The sequence below is a fragment of the Gelidibacter mesophilus DSM 14095 genome (assembly GCF_000423005.1).
Taxonomy (GTDB): domain Bacteria; phylum Bacteroidota; class Bacteroidia; order Flavobacteriales; family Flavobacteriaceae; genus Gelidibacter; species Gelidibacter mesophilus.
Window position 1 is genome coordinate 256,961 of sequence record NZ_AUHD01000005.1, and the last position, 15,232, is coordinate 272,192.

Consider the following 15,232-nt stretch of genomic DNA (forward strand, 5'->3'; position numbering starts at 1 on the left):
CGGGATTTCTGTTAAAATGTTAATTATTTGGTTGTGTCTTGCAGGGTCTTTATATGTCTTTTGCCATTTCAATGGCCTTGGTCAGTGCGCCCAACTTATTATATACTTCCTGCAGTTCATCATCAGGATTTGATTTTGAAACCAAGCCCGCGCCAGCTTGCCAATGCAATTGATGGTTTTTGCTCAAAAAAGTTCTGATCATAATGGCATGATTAAAATTACCTTCAAAATCCATAAATCCAATGGCACCACCGTAAAAATCGCGACTCGTTTTTTCGTATTTTTCAATAAGTTGCATGGCCTTGTGTTTTGGTGCGCCACTCAACGTACCAGCGGGAAATGTATCGGCTACCATTTGCATGGTGGTCGTGCCCTTATGTTTTGTGCCCGTAACCTTACTCACGAGGTGGATGACGTGGGAAAAGAACTGCACTTCTCTGTATTTATCAACGGTAACTTTACTGCCGTTGCGGCTCAAATCATTTCTTGCCAAATCGACGAGCATCACATGTTCTGCATTTTCTTTGTCATCAACCGCTAGTTGTTTGGCGAGTTCCGCATCTTTTTCGTCATCACCAGTCCGTTTAAAAGTACCTGCAATTGGATGGATTTCCGCGAGATCTTCTTTGATAACGAGTTGTGCTTCTGGAGAACTTCCAAAAATCTTGAAATCGCCATAATCAAAATAGAAAAGATAAGGAGACGGATTGATGCTACGTAAAGCACGATACACATTAAATTCATCGCCTTTAAATTGCTGTGAGAACTTTTTGGAGAGAACCAATTGAAACACGTCCCCTCGGGCACAGTGTTTTTTTGCTAAGGCAACATTGTTTTTATAGTCGTCATCAGTTAAATTTGAGGTCGTTTCACCAGCGGTCGAAAAATTGAAAGCCGCAAAGTTCTTTGATTTGATCAGTTGTAAAATCTCGTCAATATTATTATCGGTATCATAACAATGGGCAAATACATAAGCCTCATTTTTAAAATGGTTGATGGCGATAATGTTTTGGTATACCGCATAAGAGATATCCGGAATATCTTGGTGGCCTTCCTTTTTTGAGATCTCTACGTCTTCAAAATAGCGCACCGCATCATAAGCAATATATCCAAAAATACCATTGTTGATAAACTTAAACGATTTGTCAGAATGGGTTTTAAAACGCTGTGTGAATTGATGGATAACATTGGTAACGTTGGTATGGTCATCAATGTTTTGGGTAACGACGCTTTTATCAGGAAAGCTTTCCGTGATCACTTCATCCTTTACTTTTATAGACGCGATGGGATTGCAACAGATATAGGAAAAACTATTGTCATTGCCATGATAATCGCTACTTTCCAGAAGAATACTGTTAGGGAATTTATCTCTGATTTTTAAATAAATACTTACTGGCGTGATCGTATCTGCAAGTATTTTTTTATAATGGGTGTATAGATTATAAGACTTCATAAGTTCAAAATGGTTATAAAAAATGAAAAAGGCCTGTCGTGAATGACAAGCCTTTTTTATATTAGATTTAAATATACTCTAGCATTACCTCACGAATGTTGTTTCGAAAAGTTCCACCACCAAGTATGATTTAAAATTGTGTACATATTTTTGTTTTGTCAAATATAGAAATCAATATTTAGTTATCAAATAATTTGGCAAAAAAATATAAAAAAGAATCCCGCTTCCGAAAAAAACTTCAGAAGCAGGATTTTTTTCTGCTAAATAGTTATAGAACCTAATTATAAGTTTAGAACTTAAGATTTACGTTTAAATCAAATTCGTCATAAATAGCTTTGTCTTTTAGATTGTCAAAGAAACTTGCCGATCTGAATTTGATGTCATATTTGGTACGGTCAACTTTAAGATCTGCGGTAGCTGTGTTTCCAACAACAAGCATATCAAAAGAGTTTGGGTGGGTGATGCCTTTGATGGTTAAATCGCCAGTTACTTTATATTTTCCGTCTTTTCCTGACACATTTGTGATTACGAACGTTGCAGCTGTATGCTTGTCTGTGCTGAAAAAATCATCTGATTTTAAATGCCCTTCAAGTTTGCCTTTCATTTCGCCATCGAGATCAGTTACCGTCAGGGTTGACATATCCATAGTAAAAGAGCCGCCGGTCAATTGTTTGCTATCGTTAAATTTAAGCGTGCCCTTTTGAAGCGTGATATGGCCTTCATGCTCGCCGGTTACTTTATGACCTTTCCAAGTGACTTTACTATTTTGAACGTCAACTTTAGTTTCGTTTGAAGTGATTACTGAACTGGCTACAAATGCCATTGCTAAAATGATTGTTTTCATAAAAATTCTTTTTGTTTAAGTGTAATTGAAATAATGTTTAATTTCTGAGTTTTGTTAATAAAATATTTAGGGTACTGAGTTCTTCCTGAGATAGCGGAGAGGTGATGTTTGTTTCTGCGTTTTGAACAACCGGATCGAGTTCATTTAATAATTCCAACCCTTGGGTGGTAATGAAAATTTCAACTTTTCTACGATTTTTTTCACAAACAAAACGCTCCACAAAGCTTTTTAGAATAAGCTTATCCACCAATCTTGTGGTATTGCTCATCTTGCTGACCATTCTATTTTGAATGTCCTGAAGGTTTGCAGCCTTGCCTTTTTTTCCCCTTAAAATTCTGAGAACATTAAACTGCTCAATGGATAAATCAAAAGGCTTCAGTGCGTTAGAAATGCTATCCTTAATACTATTACTTGTATAAGAAATGTTTAAAACCGTCTTCTTGGCCAAAGGTATTTGGGAGGTGGTCATTAATATATCTTCTAACTCTTTCATGTACAACAATTGTATGTACAAATGTAAACGTATTTTGATGATTCTAGCGTTGTTCATGCCTTAATGTTTTGTTAAATTTTCTTAGGTCTTCAAAGGGAACTCTATTTTTATAGCATGAGAACTTTAGTATTGGTTTTAATGGTAGCGATTATGGTGTCCTGTAAAAATGAGGACCAAAACAATCCTCAGGATACAAATGTCTTGGAAACTAATAATTACGTAGCTCCAACTTTAGAGATTTATGATTTTGAAGGTTTGAAACCATTTTTGGAGACAGCAACTGATACGATTTATGTGGTTAATTTTTGGGCGACCTGGTGTGCGCCTTGCATAAAAGAATTACCTTATTTTGAAGCTTTAAATGCGGCCTACAGTGAAAAAAATGTAGAAGTTGTATTGGTGAGTTTGGATTTTCCTAAAAAATATGATTCTCATTTGAAGCCTTTTATTGCGAAAAACGAATTGAAATCTAAAGTTATAGCTTTGAATGATATGGATTCCGCTATTTGGATTCCGCAGATTGATTCTGATTGGTCGGGCGCTATTCCTGCAACGCTTATTTTTAATAAGGATAAGCGCCAATTTTACGAGCAGACCTTTACTTATGAAGAATTGGAGGCAGAGATCAAACAATTTTTATAATGGCTATCCCGTTTTGTTCTTTTAGAGATTGGAACAATTCTTGAGTAGATACATCCGAATAAATATCTAAAATAAAACATATGAAATATATAAAAGGAATTTTCGCTGTCGTGGCAATAGTCATCCTATCTGCATTTACAACACTAAATAGCGGTTATAAGATTGGCGACGTTGCGACTGATTTTAAACTTGAGAATATTGATGGTACCATGGTGTCCTTATCCGATTATAAAGATGCCAAAGGGTTTATTGTGATTTTCACTGCTAATACCTGCCCTTATGCGGTGGCTTATGAAGATCGAATTGTGGCACTTGACAAGAAATACGCATCACAAGGATTTCCTGTAATTGCTATTATGCCAAATAATACGGACATCCAACCTCGAGATAATATGGAGGCCATGCAGCATAGAGCGCAACAAAAAGGCTTTACATTTCCGTATTTAATAGACAAAAATCAAGATGTTTTTCCGAAATTTGGTGCTACAAAAACGCCTCATGTCTATATCTTACAAAAGACGACTAAAGGGAATGAGGTCAAATATATTGGTGCAATTGACGATAATTATCAAGATGCAAAAGCCGTCAAAACGAAATATGTCGAAAATGCTGTAGATGCGTTGTTATCTGGCCAATCCGTTAAAGAAACTGAAACGAGAGCCATAGGTTGTTCTATAAAAATATAATTTGGATGGTGATCCAAATTTTGGACTCCACGGAGGGGTTAAATGTTAAAAATTGAATCCGAGGTGTAACACTTCGGATTTTTTTTCGTCTTTATCCTAAAGAAATGTTAATTTTGTGCCTTCAAAAATAATTATTATGGCAGATTTAGCACAAGACGTATGGGCCTCTCAATTGGAGAACGATACGAACGCCGTCATTTTAGACGTGAGAACAGAAGAGGAAGTTAGTGAAGGCTACATTCCAGAAGCAATAAATTTAGACATACATAAAGGTCAAGAATTCTTAGATGAAATTAAAAAACTTGATACGGACAAAAACTACTATGTGTATTGCAGATCAGGAGCAAGAAGCGGTCAGGCCTGTTCAATCATGAACCAATTAGGTTTTGAAAATGCTTATAATTTAATTGGAGGCTTTAGTAATTGGAACGGGCCATCCACGGAGTAACCTACAATTTTCTTATTTCAGAGAAAACCAAGTCAAGTATTATGAAACGTATTGTATTTATTTTTATCATAATGTCTGCTTTATTCCTGACGGGATGTAAGGATGATATGGACGGTGAGATAAACGTTGTTACACCCGAAGAAATGCAAGCTTTGATGGAGTTGGAAGATGTGCAATTGGTTGATGTAAGAACTCCAAAGGAACGGCAGGACGGATTTATAAAAAATTCCCAAAATATTGATTTCAACTCGCCAACCTTTGATGAGGACATTTTAAAGTTGGATAAAAACAAACCTGTTATCTTATATTGTCGCTCTGGTGGACGTAGTGCGAAATGCGCCGAAAAACTTAGGGAAGCTGGCTTCGTAAAAATCTATGATCTTCAAGGCGGAATAACCCAATGGAGCTTTAAAGGCTATGATGTTGAGGTTGAAAATTGATTGTTATGCTTTTTTAAAAGTCTAATTTTTCCGAAGGCTTCATTCTATTGGTGTTAAATGAGCTGATGAATTTAACTTATCATATTAGGAAATATTTAATAAATAACTCTATTCAGAAATCGCTCAACAAACCTTTAAATTTATAAAAAAATAACCATCCCTTAATTTATATTGAAACCTTGCATGTCTAACAACTGCGAGGTTTTTTTTGTGGAATTAAAAGACTAAATTATCGGTTTCAATCGGCTTGGCTTAAAAAATGTTGAAAGGTGCCAATACTTCTGAAATAATAATTAAACCATTAAATTGAAATTATGAAAAATTTTATATGTCTTATGCTGATTTTATTGAGTACACAAGCAATCTCTCAAATTCACGATCCTGTAAAATGGAAAACATCGGTGAACAAAATTTCCGATACAGAGTATGAGCTTGTTGCCACTGCCTCAATTCAGGGGAATTGGCATATGTACTCACAAAGTGTTCCTAAAGGTGGACCTAACCCCACAAGTTTTATTTTTAAAGGAAGTTCTGATTATTTAAAACGAGGCAATACTACAGAAGGGTCTGGCTATGAAGTTGATGATAAAACCTATAATATGCGCATCAAATCTTTTGTGAAGACCGCTGATTTTAAACAGCGTATCAAGGTGAAAAATAAAATCCCTTTTAAAGTAAATGCAGTAGTGGAATTCATGGTCTGTAATGATATGCAGTGTTTACCGTCAAAAGAGGTCGACTTAGTTTTTGATGTAAAATAGTTTAGAACTATAAGCTATATTGAGGTTTCCAAATAATGTCCGTTTTTTTATAATGAGATTATTGAATTATGCTTGAAATAAAAGGAATGAAAAGCATTGTTGAAGCCGCGCTTTGTTGTGATTATAGGTGTAAAGATATCTGGTTTAATAGTTGAAAAAACGTTAGGGCGAGTTACCGGTATTTTTGATAAATAAAAATACAATTGCCTCAACTCAAATGGTTTAATCCGTATCTTTATGTGTCAATCTTCTAAAAATATCGTGTATGAAAAAGCTTGGATTTGCATATATGAAATTATTTTTGATGGTCATGTCGCTATATCTTTTTTCTTGTGGCAATGATGATGATTCTGTAGAGTTTGAGCGTCTAAAAACGACAGTGAAAGGAAAGGTTTCTGATGTTCAGCGAGAGATCAATATGCGAGATTTTGAAATTAAAATTATCCGGTTTTGGCCGTGTAGTAGTTTGGGGGGCAGTGGGATTTGCTCTGAGGATGTGGCAACAGTCATGACTGATGAATTTGGCAATTACGAAATAGAATTTGATTACATCAAGGACGGCGTAGGTTACGGGTTTGAAAAAGTGTACTATGGTAGTCCTTACCATTCCGAGTTTATTAAAAAATACGGACCAATAATTCCAGGAGGTATTAACATTAGGGATATGGACGCATGGAGACCTGTAAAAATAAAGCTTAGCCTAAATGTTAAGAACAATAATTACCCGCCTTTACGAGTGGATAATAAAATTGTAGAAACTGGCTACTTCAGCTTTCCTCAAGCCAGTATTTTTAATAGTACTAAAGATTCTATAGTTTATTTGGACAGTAAGCCAAATGCAGAAGTGGAGTTAAATTTTCATTACATGACTGGGAATAGCACAAGCGATCATCACACCAAGAAAGAGCTTATTCAGACCACTTTGAAAGACACTATTGCGTTTTCATATGTTATCGATTGTTCTTCGTTTTAGACTAGGTTTTGATTGCTATAAAATTTAAAAGTTAAGGATGTAAATTGCGGGAATTACTGTAATTTTTAAACGGATAGGTCTTTTGAAACGGTCAGGTTATGAGGTGTCATTATTTTTTAGATGCATGGATTTTAGAACCTCCACTTAACATATTCAACCATTTAATTAAAACTATATTATTGTATATCTGTTTTTAGCCATACGATTAATAATTTGGCGAATAGCTGCGAAATCAGCAGAAAACAAAAACTTAAGTTTGTAAAATCTATCCCACGGATCCATTGGATTAACGCAGGCTAACAGCCAGTTTGTTATTAATTACCTTACCTAAAAATTGCTTTAATAGCACAATCATGACTTTATAATATTTTACGGACCATCATATTCAATAAAATCATTCCCTTAGGATTGAGTCCATGGTGATAAATTTTTAATAGTTGAAATGACATTATTTTATCAAGTTTCGTTTAAAAGAAAATAATGGGTTTGCCAAACTTCTCAACCATTCCGCTTCAAATAATTTCTGCAAAGTCACCAGTCAAATTTGAAAAATCCTGTATATTCGAAGAAACCTTTATAATTCCACTGCATGAAATCAGTTATAAGTTTGACGCTCATATTTTTTGTTTTTCTAAAATTATCAGCGCAACAAAAACCAAACGTCATTTTTATTCTTGCGGATGATTTGGGCTATGGAGACGTCAGCAGTTATGGTGCCACAAAAATAAGCACTCCAAATCTTGATAATTTGGCAGCTCAGGGGGTTCGCTTTACGAATGCACACGCCACTTCTAGCACCTGCACACCATCGCGTTATGCGATCATGACGGGTGAATATCCATGGCGTAAAAGCGGCACCAGAATCTTACCGGGAGATGCAGCATTGATTGTTCCAACAGAGGGCCCAACCTTACCTAAAATTTTTAAACACGCAGGATATACAACTGCCGTTGTTGGTAAATGGCATTTAGGTCTTGGTGATGCCGTAGCAAAAAACTGGAATGGCGCAATTAAACCTGGTCCCAACGAGACGGGTTTTGATTATTCGTTTATCTTTCCAGCCACTGCTGATCGTGTGCCTACGGTTTTTATGGAAAATCATCATGTTGTTGCTTTGGACAGTGACGATCCTATTGAAGTCAATTATCAGAAGAAAGTAGGGAATGATCCCACAGGTCTTGAAAATCCGGAATTATTAAAAATGAAATCCTCTCCAAATCATGGCCATAATAATACGATTGTAAATGGTGTTGGGAGAATTGGGTATATGAGTGGCGGTCATCGTGCGCGATGGACTGATGAGGAGATGCCGATGACGTTTCTCTATAAAGCCAATTCATTTATTGAAGATCATAAAGACAAACCGTTTTTTCTATTTTATGCGTTGACAGAACCCCATGTGCCGCGCATGCCGTCAACCATGTTTAAGGACCAAAGCGGATTGGGCTATCGCGGCGATGCCATTCTGCAATTGGATTGGGCGGTCGGTGAGATAATGAAACAGTTGACCTATTTAGGAATTGAAGATAATACCCTGATCATTTTTTCAAGTGATAATGGACCGGTATTGGATGATGGTTATGTGGATGGTGCGGTCACCCAATTGAACGGTCATACACCTTGGGGGCCATTGCGAGGAGGGAAATATTCCACCTATGAAGCTGGAACGCGAGTTCCGATGATGGTCAGTTGGCCAGGCACAATAAAGCCGTCAGTTTCGGACGCACTATTTTCACAAATAGATTTAATGGCTTCATTCTCAAAAATGTTCGGGATTGTTTCTGAAACTACAGACAGCCACGATATGCTTGAGGTAATGTTGGGAAACTCTACACAGGATCGTGATTATTTGATTGAGCAGGGGAGTTCGGATAATTTAGCGATCATACAAGGGGATTGGAAATACATTGCGCCATCAAAAGGACGTGAAATTAATGAATTGGTCAATATTGAGCTTGGGAATTCGATAAAACCACAGTTGTTTAATTTAAGCGACGACCTTGGAGAGACCACAAATCTTGCTGAGAAATATCCAAATAAAGTCAAAGAACTTCAAAAGAAATTGGAAGAGGTCAGAAAGTAGTCGTTAATTTGCCTGAATCCTTATTAAAGTATTAAATAGAAGCCTTGATTGCCAACGGGGCTTGAACTTAATAAAGGTTGTTTGGATTCTCTATATAGAATTATCTTTATTAGAATTGGAGCTATTTGATTTTTGAAATTATGAAAACATACAAAGTGAATAAGGTTGATGATAATGATATGGATATCAACGGTAAAGGCGATCATCCTTTATGGGAAAAGGCGATGTTATTAAAAGATTTCTCTTCCCCGTGGCATCATGAATCGGTTGAAAATATTGAGTTTCGTGCGCTCTACGATAGTGAAAACTTATACGTATCCTATAAGGTGAAGGACGACTCGCTACATATTGATAGATCGGATAATTCTAAGAAAAGTGTTGACAATTCCGATAGGGTGGAGCTGTTTTTAAGATCAGACCACCATCTTGATCCTTATTATTGTCTTGAGATGGATCCGTTGGCAAGGGTTCAGGATTTTATCGCCCGGCCCAACCGACAGTTTGATTTCAAATGGGACTGGCCCAAAGATGGGATTTCTTTAAAATCCCAGATTACACCAACCTATTTTTGTGTGGAATTAGCTCTCAGCCTGAAATCTCTTATACAATTTGAACTTATTCAGCCCGATGGAAGCATTGAAGCGGGAATTTATCGCGCCAAATATAATCAGCAACCCAATGGTTTATTTGAGCCTACGTGGATCACTTGGGTAGATCCTCAAACAGACAGACCAGATTTTCATATTGCCTCTTCTTTTGGCAAATTACAGCTCGAAGAATATTAATCTCTTAAAAAGGGCGTCACGTTCTCTGAGTTGATGATGTCTATCGGAAGAAGAAATTTATTTGGAATCTGCTTTTCAAATACCAAATGTTCAATTAAAAACTTCAGACCCAAATAAGCCTGTTGTCTTGGGTTCTGATGAATCAAGAAATCAATGACCCCAACTTTAAGATAGTTGACATTCTCAGCTAGGAGGTCATAGCCAACCAGTTTTATATGGTTTTTATTTTCGGTTTCTAATAGTCGTGCCACGTGAAATGCTTTTGAGTTGGTTACAAAAACACCTTTTAAATTGGAATTATTGATTAAGAACGCCCTGAGTTTGTCCTCGGTTTCGGTATACCTTATTTTACATTTTAAGATATGGTCTTGAAAACCACTTAAATCGTCAAAATAACTTTTAAAACCTCTTTCCTTTTCTTGCATATGCACCGCATTCTTATATTTCTCGTCAATATGTATGATGGCCATGTCACCTTTATCCGCAATGGTATGAAGTAGTTTGGCAGCTACGCGCCCACTTTGATAGAGGTCTTGACCTATGAAATTTGCTTTTGAAACTTCAATCTGATTGTTGAAAGTACAGACCTGAATGCCTGCTTCTTCATAATTTTTTAATACACTTTTGGCCTCTTTATAGAATAATGGCACCATTAAAATAATATCGGGAGCAGAGGTCATCAGCTGCTGATGACTCTTTATGAACGATTCTGTGTCGGTTGGATCAAACAACATGGTATGCAATCTAATATCGAAAGCGCTGAACTCAGATAGCGCTTGATTGATACCATCAGTACAAACTTCCCAATAAGCATCTTTTTTAGGATCTGGCAATAATGCGCCAATTTGATAAATGCGATTGTTTTTCAAATTTCTGGCAATGAGGTTGGGTTGATAGTTGATGTCTTCAAGCAATCGTTTCACCTTATTTTCAACATCTTTGGCTACGTTACCACGGTTATGGATCACTCTGTCAATAGTGCCTTTGGAAACGCCTGCTAATTGGGCAATATCTTTAATGGTATATTTTTTCATCATTCAGATTTGTAAAGTACACAAGAGATGTGTATATTCGCATTACTGTGTTCGAGCACAATTTATGAAAAATTCTGTAGCCTATCAAAATTATACGTTAGGATTGTCATAAATCAATAGATTGTACCGGTCGAAATTACAATAATTTCCAAATGACTCTCAATCGTTTGAGGTTATAAAGGATTAAAATAAAAACCATGGTAGAAATAAACAAACCGACATTAGTGATCCTAGCCGCAGGAATGGGGAGTAGGTACGGCGGTTTAAAACAAATTGATGGCTTTACTCCAGAAGGTGATACCATTATGGATTTTTCAATATACGATGCACTTCAAGCTGGATTTGGAAAATTTGTTTTCATCATAAGAAAAAGTTTCGAAGAAGATTTCAAAAAAATATTTAATGAAAAATTAAAGGGAAAGGCTGAAGTGGAGTATGTGTTTCAGGAATTTGACAGCGTTCCCAAAAAATATATTGATCCCAATAGAACCAAGCCTTGGGGTACGGGACATGCCCTTTTAATGGCTAAGGATGTCGTTAACGAAAATTTCGCCATCATTAACGCGGATGACTTTTATGGAAGGGAAGCGTTTATGGTCATGGCAAAATCCTTGTCTGAAAAGAATAAAGATTCGTATGATTTTAACATGATGGCATATCTGCTTAAAAATACGGTTTCTGATCATGGACATGTTGCGAGGGGTGAATGTGAGGTTGATGGCAATGGTTTTTTAGTTGATATCACGGAGCGTACACATATAGAAAAAGTGGATGGCCAACTCATGTGGATGGATCCTAATGGGAAATATTTTCCTATTGATGGCGATACCATCGTATCCATGAATTTTTGGGGTTTTACTCCTAAATGTTTTGAATTTGGTGGCGAATTGTTTGATGCGTTTCTGGAGGTGAATAAGAACAATCCGAAAGCGGAATTCTTCATTCCATATGTAATTAATGAAATATTGAGATCTGATAAGGCAAGCGTTGAGGTTTTGAAATCTGATGCGAAGTGGTTTGGAGTGACTTATTTGGAGGATAAAGAAATTGTACAAGCAGCTATAATGAAACTTAAGGAGAGCGGCGTCTATCCAAAAAAAATATGGTAAGATGGGGACAGACAGGCTAAAATTTATTTTCGGACAATTTGAGCATTCAGGTGAATTTGAAAACTTTACGGAATTGGCATCTGGCCATATTAACGATACCTATTTAATTAGGACCAAAGAAAAACCATATTACGTGCTCCAACGCATTAATCACGGTGTTTTTCAGGACGTTCCAGGACTCATAGAGAATAAGGTCGCCATTAGTCAGCATATCAAAGAAAAACTACAACATCTTTCTCCAAAAAAGCAAAAACGACGCATTCTTAAATTCTTCAGAACAAATACCGAAGCGTCTTATTATAGAGGTGACGAAGGTAACTACTGGAACCTTATGCAATTTATAGATAAAAGTGTGACTCATGAATCTGTATCAAATGAAAAAATCGCCTACGAGGGCGGACGTCTTTTGGGTCAGTTTTTAACACTAACAGATGATTTTGATGCATCTCAATTAGTGGAGGTGATTCCGAAATTTCATGATATGCCCTTTAGATATTTTGAATTTGATGAAGCGTTACGATTGGCTTCTGAAGAACGTAGAGAAAAAGCCAAAGCGTCTATCGAATTAGTGCAAAATGCAAAGGAAGAAATGCACATTCTACAAAACATGAAGGAATCTGGCGCAATCAAAATGCGCGTAACGCATAATGACACCAAAATATCCAACGTCCTTTTCAATAAAAAAGACAAAGGCTTGTGTCTGATAGATTTAGATACTGTTATGCCTGGTATCGTACATTATGATTTTGGTGATGCTATCCGAACCATTTGCAACACCGCGGCAGAAGATGAGACCAATTTGGATCTGGTAGAATTTAATCTCGATTATTACAATGCCTATCTCAAAGGGTTTTTAAAGAAAATGGAAAATTCTCTAACGCCATTAGAAATAAAATACCTACCGTTGGGAGCTAAAACGATGATCTTCATTATCGGATTACGATTCTTAACGGATTATCTCAATAATGATATTTACTTTAAAACGAAATATCCTGAACATAATTTAGACCGTGCCAAAAATCAGTTCAAACTATGGCAGAGCCTTGCAGAAAAATTGAACGTATAAATCGATTAAAAAATAAATAACATTGTAAAACCATTAACATCTAACTAATCTAAAGCTTATGAGCACGAGTACAAAATCACAAAACAATCTAGTCCCAATCCTTATTATTGGAGGACTCTTCGCTATTTTCGGTTTTGTAACCTGGATTAATGGAGCCCTCATTCCTTTTATGAGGACCCTGAATGAATTAACGGAAGCACAATCTTATTTTGTTGCAACAGCCTCTTATATTTCGTTTGTGGTCATGGCCTTACCAGCATCGTATATTATTAACAAGATCGGGTATCGCAACGGCATATCATTGGGGTTGGCAATTATGGCCGTTGGTGCATTAGTGTTCATACCAGCCGCAGATGCACGTACGTACTGGGTGTTTTTACTTGCTATTTTTATTCAAGGTATCGGGATGACTATCTGTCAAACTGCCGCAAATCCTTATATCACAATATTAGGGCCAATTGAAAGTGGAGCCAAACGTATGGCGATGATGGGTATTGCCAACAAAGTAGCGGGAGCTCTTGGATCTGTGATTTTTGGAGCCTTGTTGTTATCAGGAATTGATGAGGTCAATGAGAAATTAACGACTGTTTCCGATGATGAGAAAAATGTCTTGTTAGATGCCATGGCCGATAGTGTACATACCCCATATATTGTAATGGCTGTGGTGCTATTCATCTTTGCGTTCTTTATTAGAAAAGCCAATTTGCCTCACGTTGAAGCGGCTGAAGAGGAAGTCGTTGTTGGTGGTACAAAGACCAACAAAACCATATTTCAATATCCACAACTATGGTTGGGTGTTTTAGCCTTGTTTGTTTATGTTGGCGCAGAAGTCATTGCTGGTGATACGATTATCTCTTACGGTATTTCACTGGGAATTTCTGCTGACGACGCAAAATGGTTTACAACCTACACCCTAATGGCGATGGTCGGAACTTATGCGTTGGGTGTCTTTTTAATTCCAAAATATCTTAAACAAAAAACAGCCTTGATTATCAGTGCCATTTTAGGAATTGTTTTCAGTCTCTGTATTTTATCCACTACCGGATTTACATCGGTCCTTTTCGTTGCAGCATTAGGTATTGCTAACGCCTTGGTGTGGCCTGCAATTTGGCCGTTGACTTTAGATGGCTTAGGAAAACATACCAAAACAGCATCGGCATTACTGATTATGGCAATTTCTGGTGGTGCCATCATTCCACCTTTATATGGTCGTTTGGTTGATTCTGGAAAACATGAGATGATGGCTAACGGCGTTCAAGATGTTTCAGAGTTGTCTGCGGCATCAACCAGCAGTTACTGGATTTTGATTCCTTGTTACCTTATCGTTCTGTTTTTTGCGATTAAAGGCCATAAAATTAAAAGTTGGACAAAATAAATGAAATTATATATCATTGAATTATAGGAAAAGGTCATCATGAAGGGGAGTAAAACATATAAATGGGGAATGGTTGGTTGTGGAAGTGTCACTGAATTAAAAAGTGTTCCTGCTTATCAGAAAACTGAAGGCTTTGAGCTTTTTGCAGTCATGTGCAGAGATATCGCAAAAGCAGAAGATTATGCTAAACGGCATAATGTTCCTCACTTTTATGATGATGCCGATGCGCTAATCAACCATCCAGAAGTTGATGCCATCTATATTGCCACACCGCCTGACTCTCATGAATACTATGCCTTAAAGGTAGCAGAAGCAGGTAAAATATGTTGCATTGAAAAACCAATGGCCCCAAGTTATGAGTCATGTTTAAGAATCAATGCAGCCTTTGAGGACAGAAAACTGCCTTTATTTGTAGCTTACTATAGAAGATCCTTGCCCAGGTTTTTGCAGGTAAAGGAATGGATTGATCAGAATAAAATAGGAACTATTAGACATATTCATTGGCATTTTAGTAAGCCCGCAAATGCTATTGATAAATCAGGATCCTATAATTGGCGTACTGACGCCAAAATTGCCCCAGGAGGCTATTTTGATGATTTAGCTTCCCATGGCTTAGATTTGTTTGTCCATCTTTTAGGGCCTATCAAATCGGCAAATGGCACGGCTGAAAACAAGCAGGGTTTATATACTGCGAAAGACTATATTAAAGGACAATGGGTCCATAATTCGGGTGTTACGGGATATGGAACCTGGGATTTTGGTGCAGAGAAAAGGGAAGATATCGTTAAAATCTATGGCAATGAAGGAAATATTACGTTTTCTGTTTTTGGAGAAGCTCCAATTGTTTTAGAACGTGATGATGACACCAAAAGTTTGAACGTTGCAAACCCTGAGCATGTGCAATGGAACCACGTTCAGAATATAAAAGCCCATTTATCGGGAGAATCGCAGCATCCATCATTAGGAGATACGGCAACGCATACCGCATGGGTCATGGATCAGATATTAGAACATAAAATTGAAGTCATTAATAATTAAAT

General features: G+C 36.9%; 16 protein-coding genes. 12 read left to right on the forward strand and 4 right to left on the reverse strand.

Features of this window, described 5'->3' with window-relative positions; genetic code table 11:
• Window positions 1-49 precede the first annotated feature (49 nt).
• The 3 genes from G525_RS0106410 to G525_RS0106420 form a co-directional block, all read right to left on the reverse strand.
• Window positions 50-1,453 carry an anthranilate synthase component I family protein gene (locus tag G525_RS0106410; RefSeq protein ID WP_027125418.1) on the reverse strand — a complete coding sequence of 468 codons (1,404 nt, stop codon included), beginning with the start codon at window positions 1,451-1,453 and terminating at the stop codon, window positions 50-52.
• Between the two features lie 289 nt (window positions 1,454-1,742).
• On the reverse strand, window positions 1,743-2,297 hold the full coding sequence (locus G525_RS0106415) for a YceI family protein (protein WP_027125419.1): 555 nt from the start codon (window positions 2,295-2,297) through the stop codon (window positions 1,743-1,745).
• Window positions 2,298-2,334: 37 nt separating this feature from the next.
• Window positions 2,335-2,847 (reverse strand): MarR family winged helix-turn-helix transcriptional regulator, encoded by a 513-nt coding sequence (locus G525_RS0106420; RefSeq protein ID WP_245577739.1) that lies wholly within the window; start codon window positions 2,845-2,847, stop codon window positions 2,335-2,337.
• Window positions 2,848-2,904: 57 nt separating this feature from the next.
• On the opposite strand from G525_RS0106420, the gene G525_RS0106425 reads away from it, so the two are divergent.
• From G525_RS0106425 to G525_RS0106460, 8 genes are all read left to right on the forward strand, one after another.
• On the forward strand, window positions 2,905-3,432 hold the full coding sequence (locus G525_RS0106425) for a TlpA family protein disulfide reductase (RefSeq protein WP_027125421.1): 528 nt from the start codon (window positions 2,905-2,907) through the stop codon (window positions 3,430-3,432).
• 80 nt (window positions 3,433-3,512) lie between these two features.
• Complete coding sequence (locus tag G525_RS0106430; protein WP_027125422.1) at window positions 3,513-4,118, forward strand: thioredoxin family protein; 606 nt, start codon at window positions 3,513-3,515, stop codon at window positions 4,116-4,118.
• A 136-nt stretch (window positions 4,119-4,254) separates the two neighbouring features.
• Window positions 4,255-4,566 (forward strand): rhodanese-like domain-containing protein, encoded by a 312-nt coding sequence (locus tag G525_RS0106435; protein ID WP_027125423.1) that lies wholly within the window; start codon window positions 4,255-4,257, stop codon window positions 4,564-4,566.
• 41 nt (window positions 4,567-4,607) lie between these two features.
• Window positions 4,608-5,006, forward strand: a complete 399-nt coding sequence (locus tag G525_RS0106440) for a rhodanese-like domain-containing protein (RefSeq protein WP_035479173.1) — start codon at window positions 4,608-4,610, stop codon at window positions 5,004-5,006.
• Window positions 5,007-5,320: 314 nt separating this feature from the next.
• Window positions 5,321-5,767 (forward strand): protein-disulfide reductase DsbD domain-containing protein, encoded by a 447-nt coding sequence (locus tag G525_RS0106445; RefSeq protein ID WP_035479174.1) that lies wholly within the window; start codon window positions 5,321-5,323, stop codon window positions 5,765-5,767.
• A gap of 265 nt (window positions 5,768-6,032) precedes the next feature.
• The gene (locus tag G525_RS0106450) at window positions 6,033-6,740 is read left to right on the forward strand and encodes a hypothetical protein (protein ID WP_027125426.1); all 708 of its coding nucleotides are present in this window, start codon (window positions 6,033-6,035) and stop codon (window positions 6,738-6,740) included.
• Window positions 6,741-7,329: 589 nt separating this feature from the next.
• On the forward strand, window positions 7,330-8,823 hold the full coding sequence (locus G525_RS0106455) for a sulfatase family protein (RefSeq protein ID WP_027125427.1): 1,494 nt from the start codon (window positions 7,330-7,332) through the stop codon (window positions 8,821-8,823).
• 140 nt (window positions 8,824-8,963) lie between these two features.
• A complete protein-coding gene (locus G525_RS0106460) occupies window positions 8,964-9,608 on the forward strand; it encodes a carbohydrate-binding family 9-like protein (protein ID WP_027125428.1) in 645 nt (214 codons plus the stop codon).
• Here the strand turns inward: G525_RS0106460 and G525_RS0106465 are convergent.
• Window positions 9,605-10,645, reverse strand: coding sequence for a LacI family DNA-binding transcriptional regulator (locus G525_RS0106465; protein WP_027125429.1), 1,041 nt, complete (start codon window positions 10,643-10,645; stop codon window positions 9,605-9,607). The genes G525_RS0106460 and G525_RS0106465 overlap by 4 nt on opposite strands.
• Before the next feature lie 194 nt (window positions 10,646-10,839).
• Here G525_RS0106465 and G525_RS0106470 point away from each other — a divergent pair, with 194 nt between their 5' ends.
• The 4 genes from G525_RS0106470 to G525_RS0106485 are packed head-to-tail and all read left to right on the forward strand — an operon-like array spanning window position 10,840 to window position 15,230.
• Window positions 10,840-11,751 (forward strand): nucleotidyltransferase family protein, encoded by a 912-nt coding sequence (locus G525_RS0106470; RefSeq protein ID WP_027125430.1) that lies wholly within the window; start codon window positions 10,840-10,842, stop codon window positions 11,749-11,751.
• 1 nt (window position 11,752) lies between these two features.
• Window positions 11,753-12,817 carry a phosphotransferase enzyme family protein gene (locus G525_RS0106475; RefSeq protein WP_027125431.1) on the forward strand — a complete coding sequence of 355 codons (1,065 nt, stop codon included), beginning with the start codon at window positions 11,753-11,755 and terminating at the stop codon, window positions 12,815-12,817.
• 58 nt (window positions 12,818-12,875) lie between these two features.
• Window positions 12,876-14,192 carry a sugar MFS transporter gene (locus tag G525_RS0106480; RefSeq protein ID WP_027125432.1) on the forward strand — a complete coding sequence of 439 codons (1,317 nt, stop codon included), beginning with the start codon at window positions 12,876-12,878 and terminating at the stop codon, window positions 14,190-14,192.
• Window positions 14,193-14,231: 39 nt separating this feature from the next.
• The gene (locus G525_RS0106485; RefSeq protein WP_035479175.1) at window positions 14,232-15,230 is read left to right on the forward strand and encodes a Gfo/Idh/MocA family protein; all 999 of its coding nucleotides are present in this window, start codon (window positions 14,232-14,234) and stop codon (window positions 15,228-15,230) included.
• The last annotated feature ends 2 nt before the right edge of the window (window positions 15,231-15,232 follow it).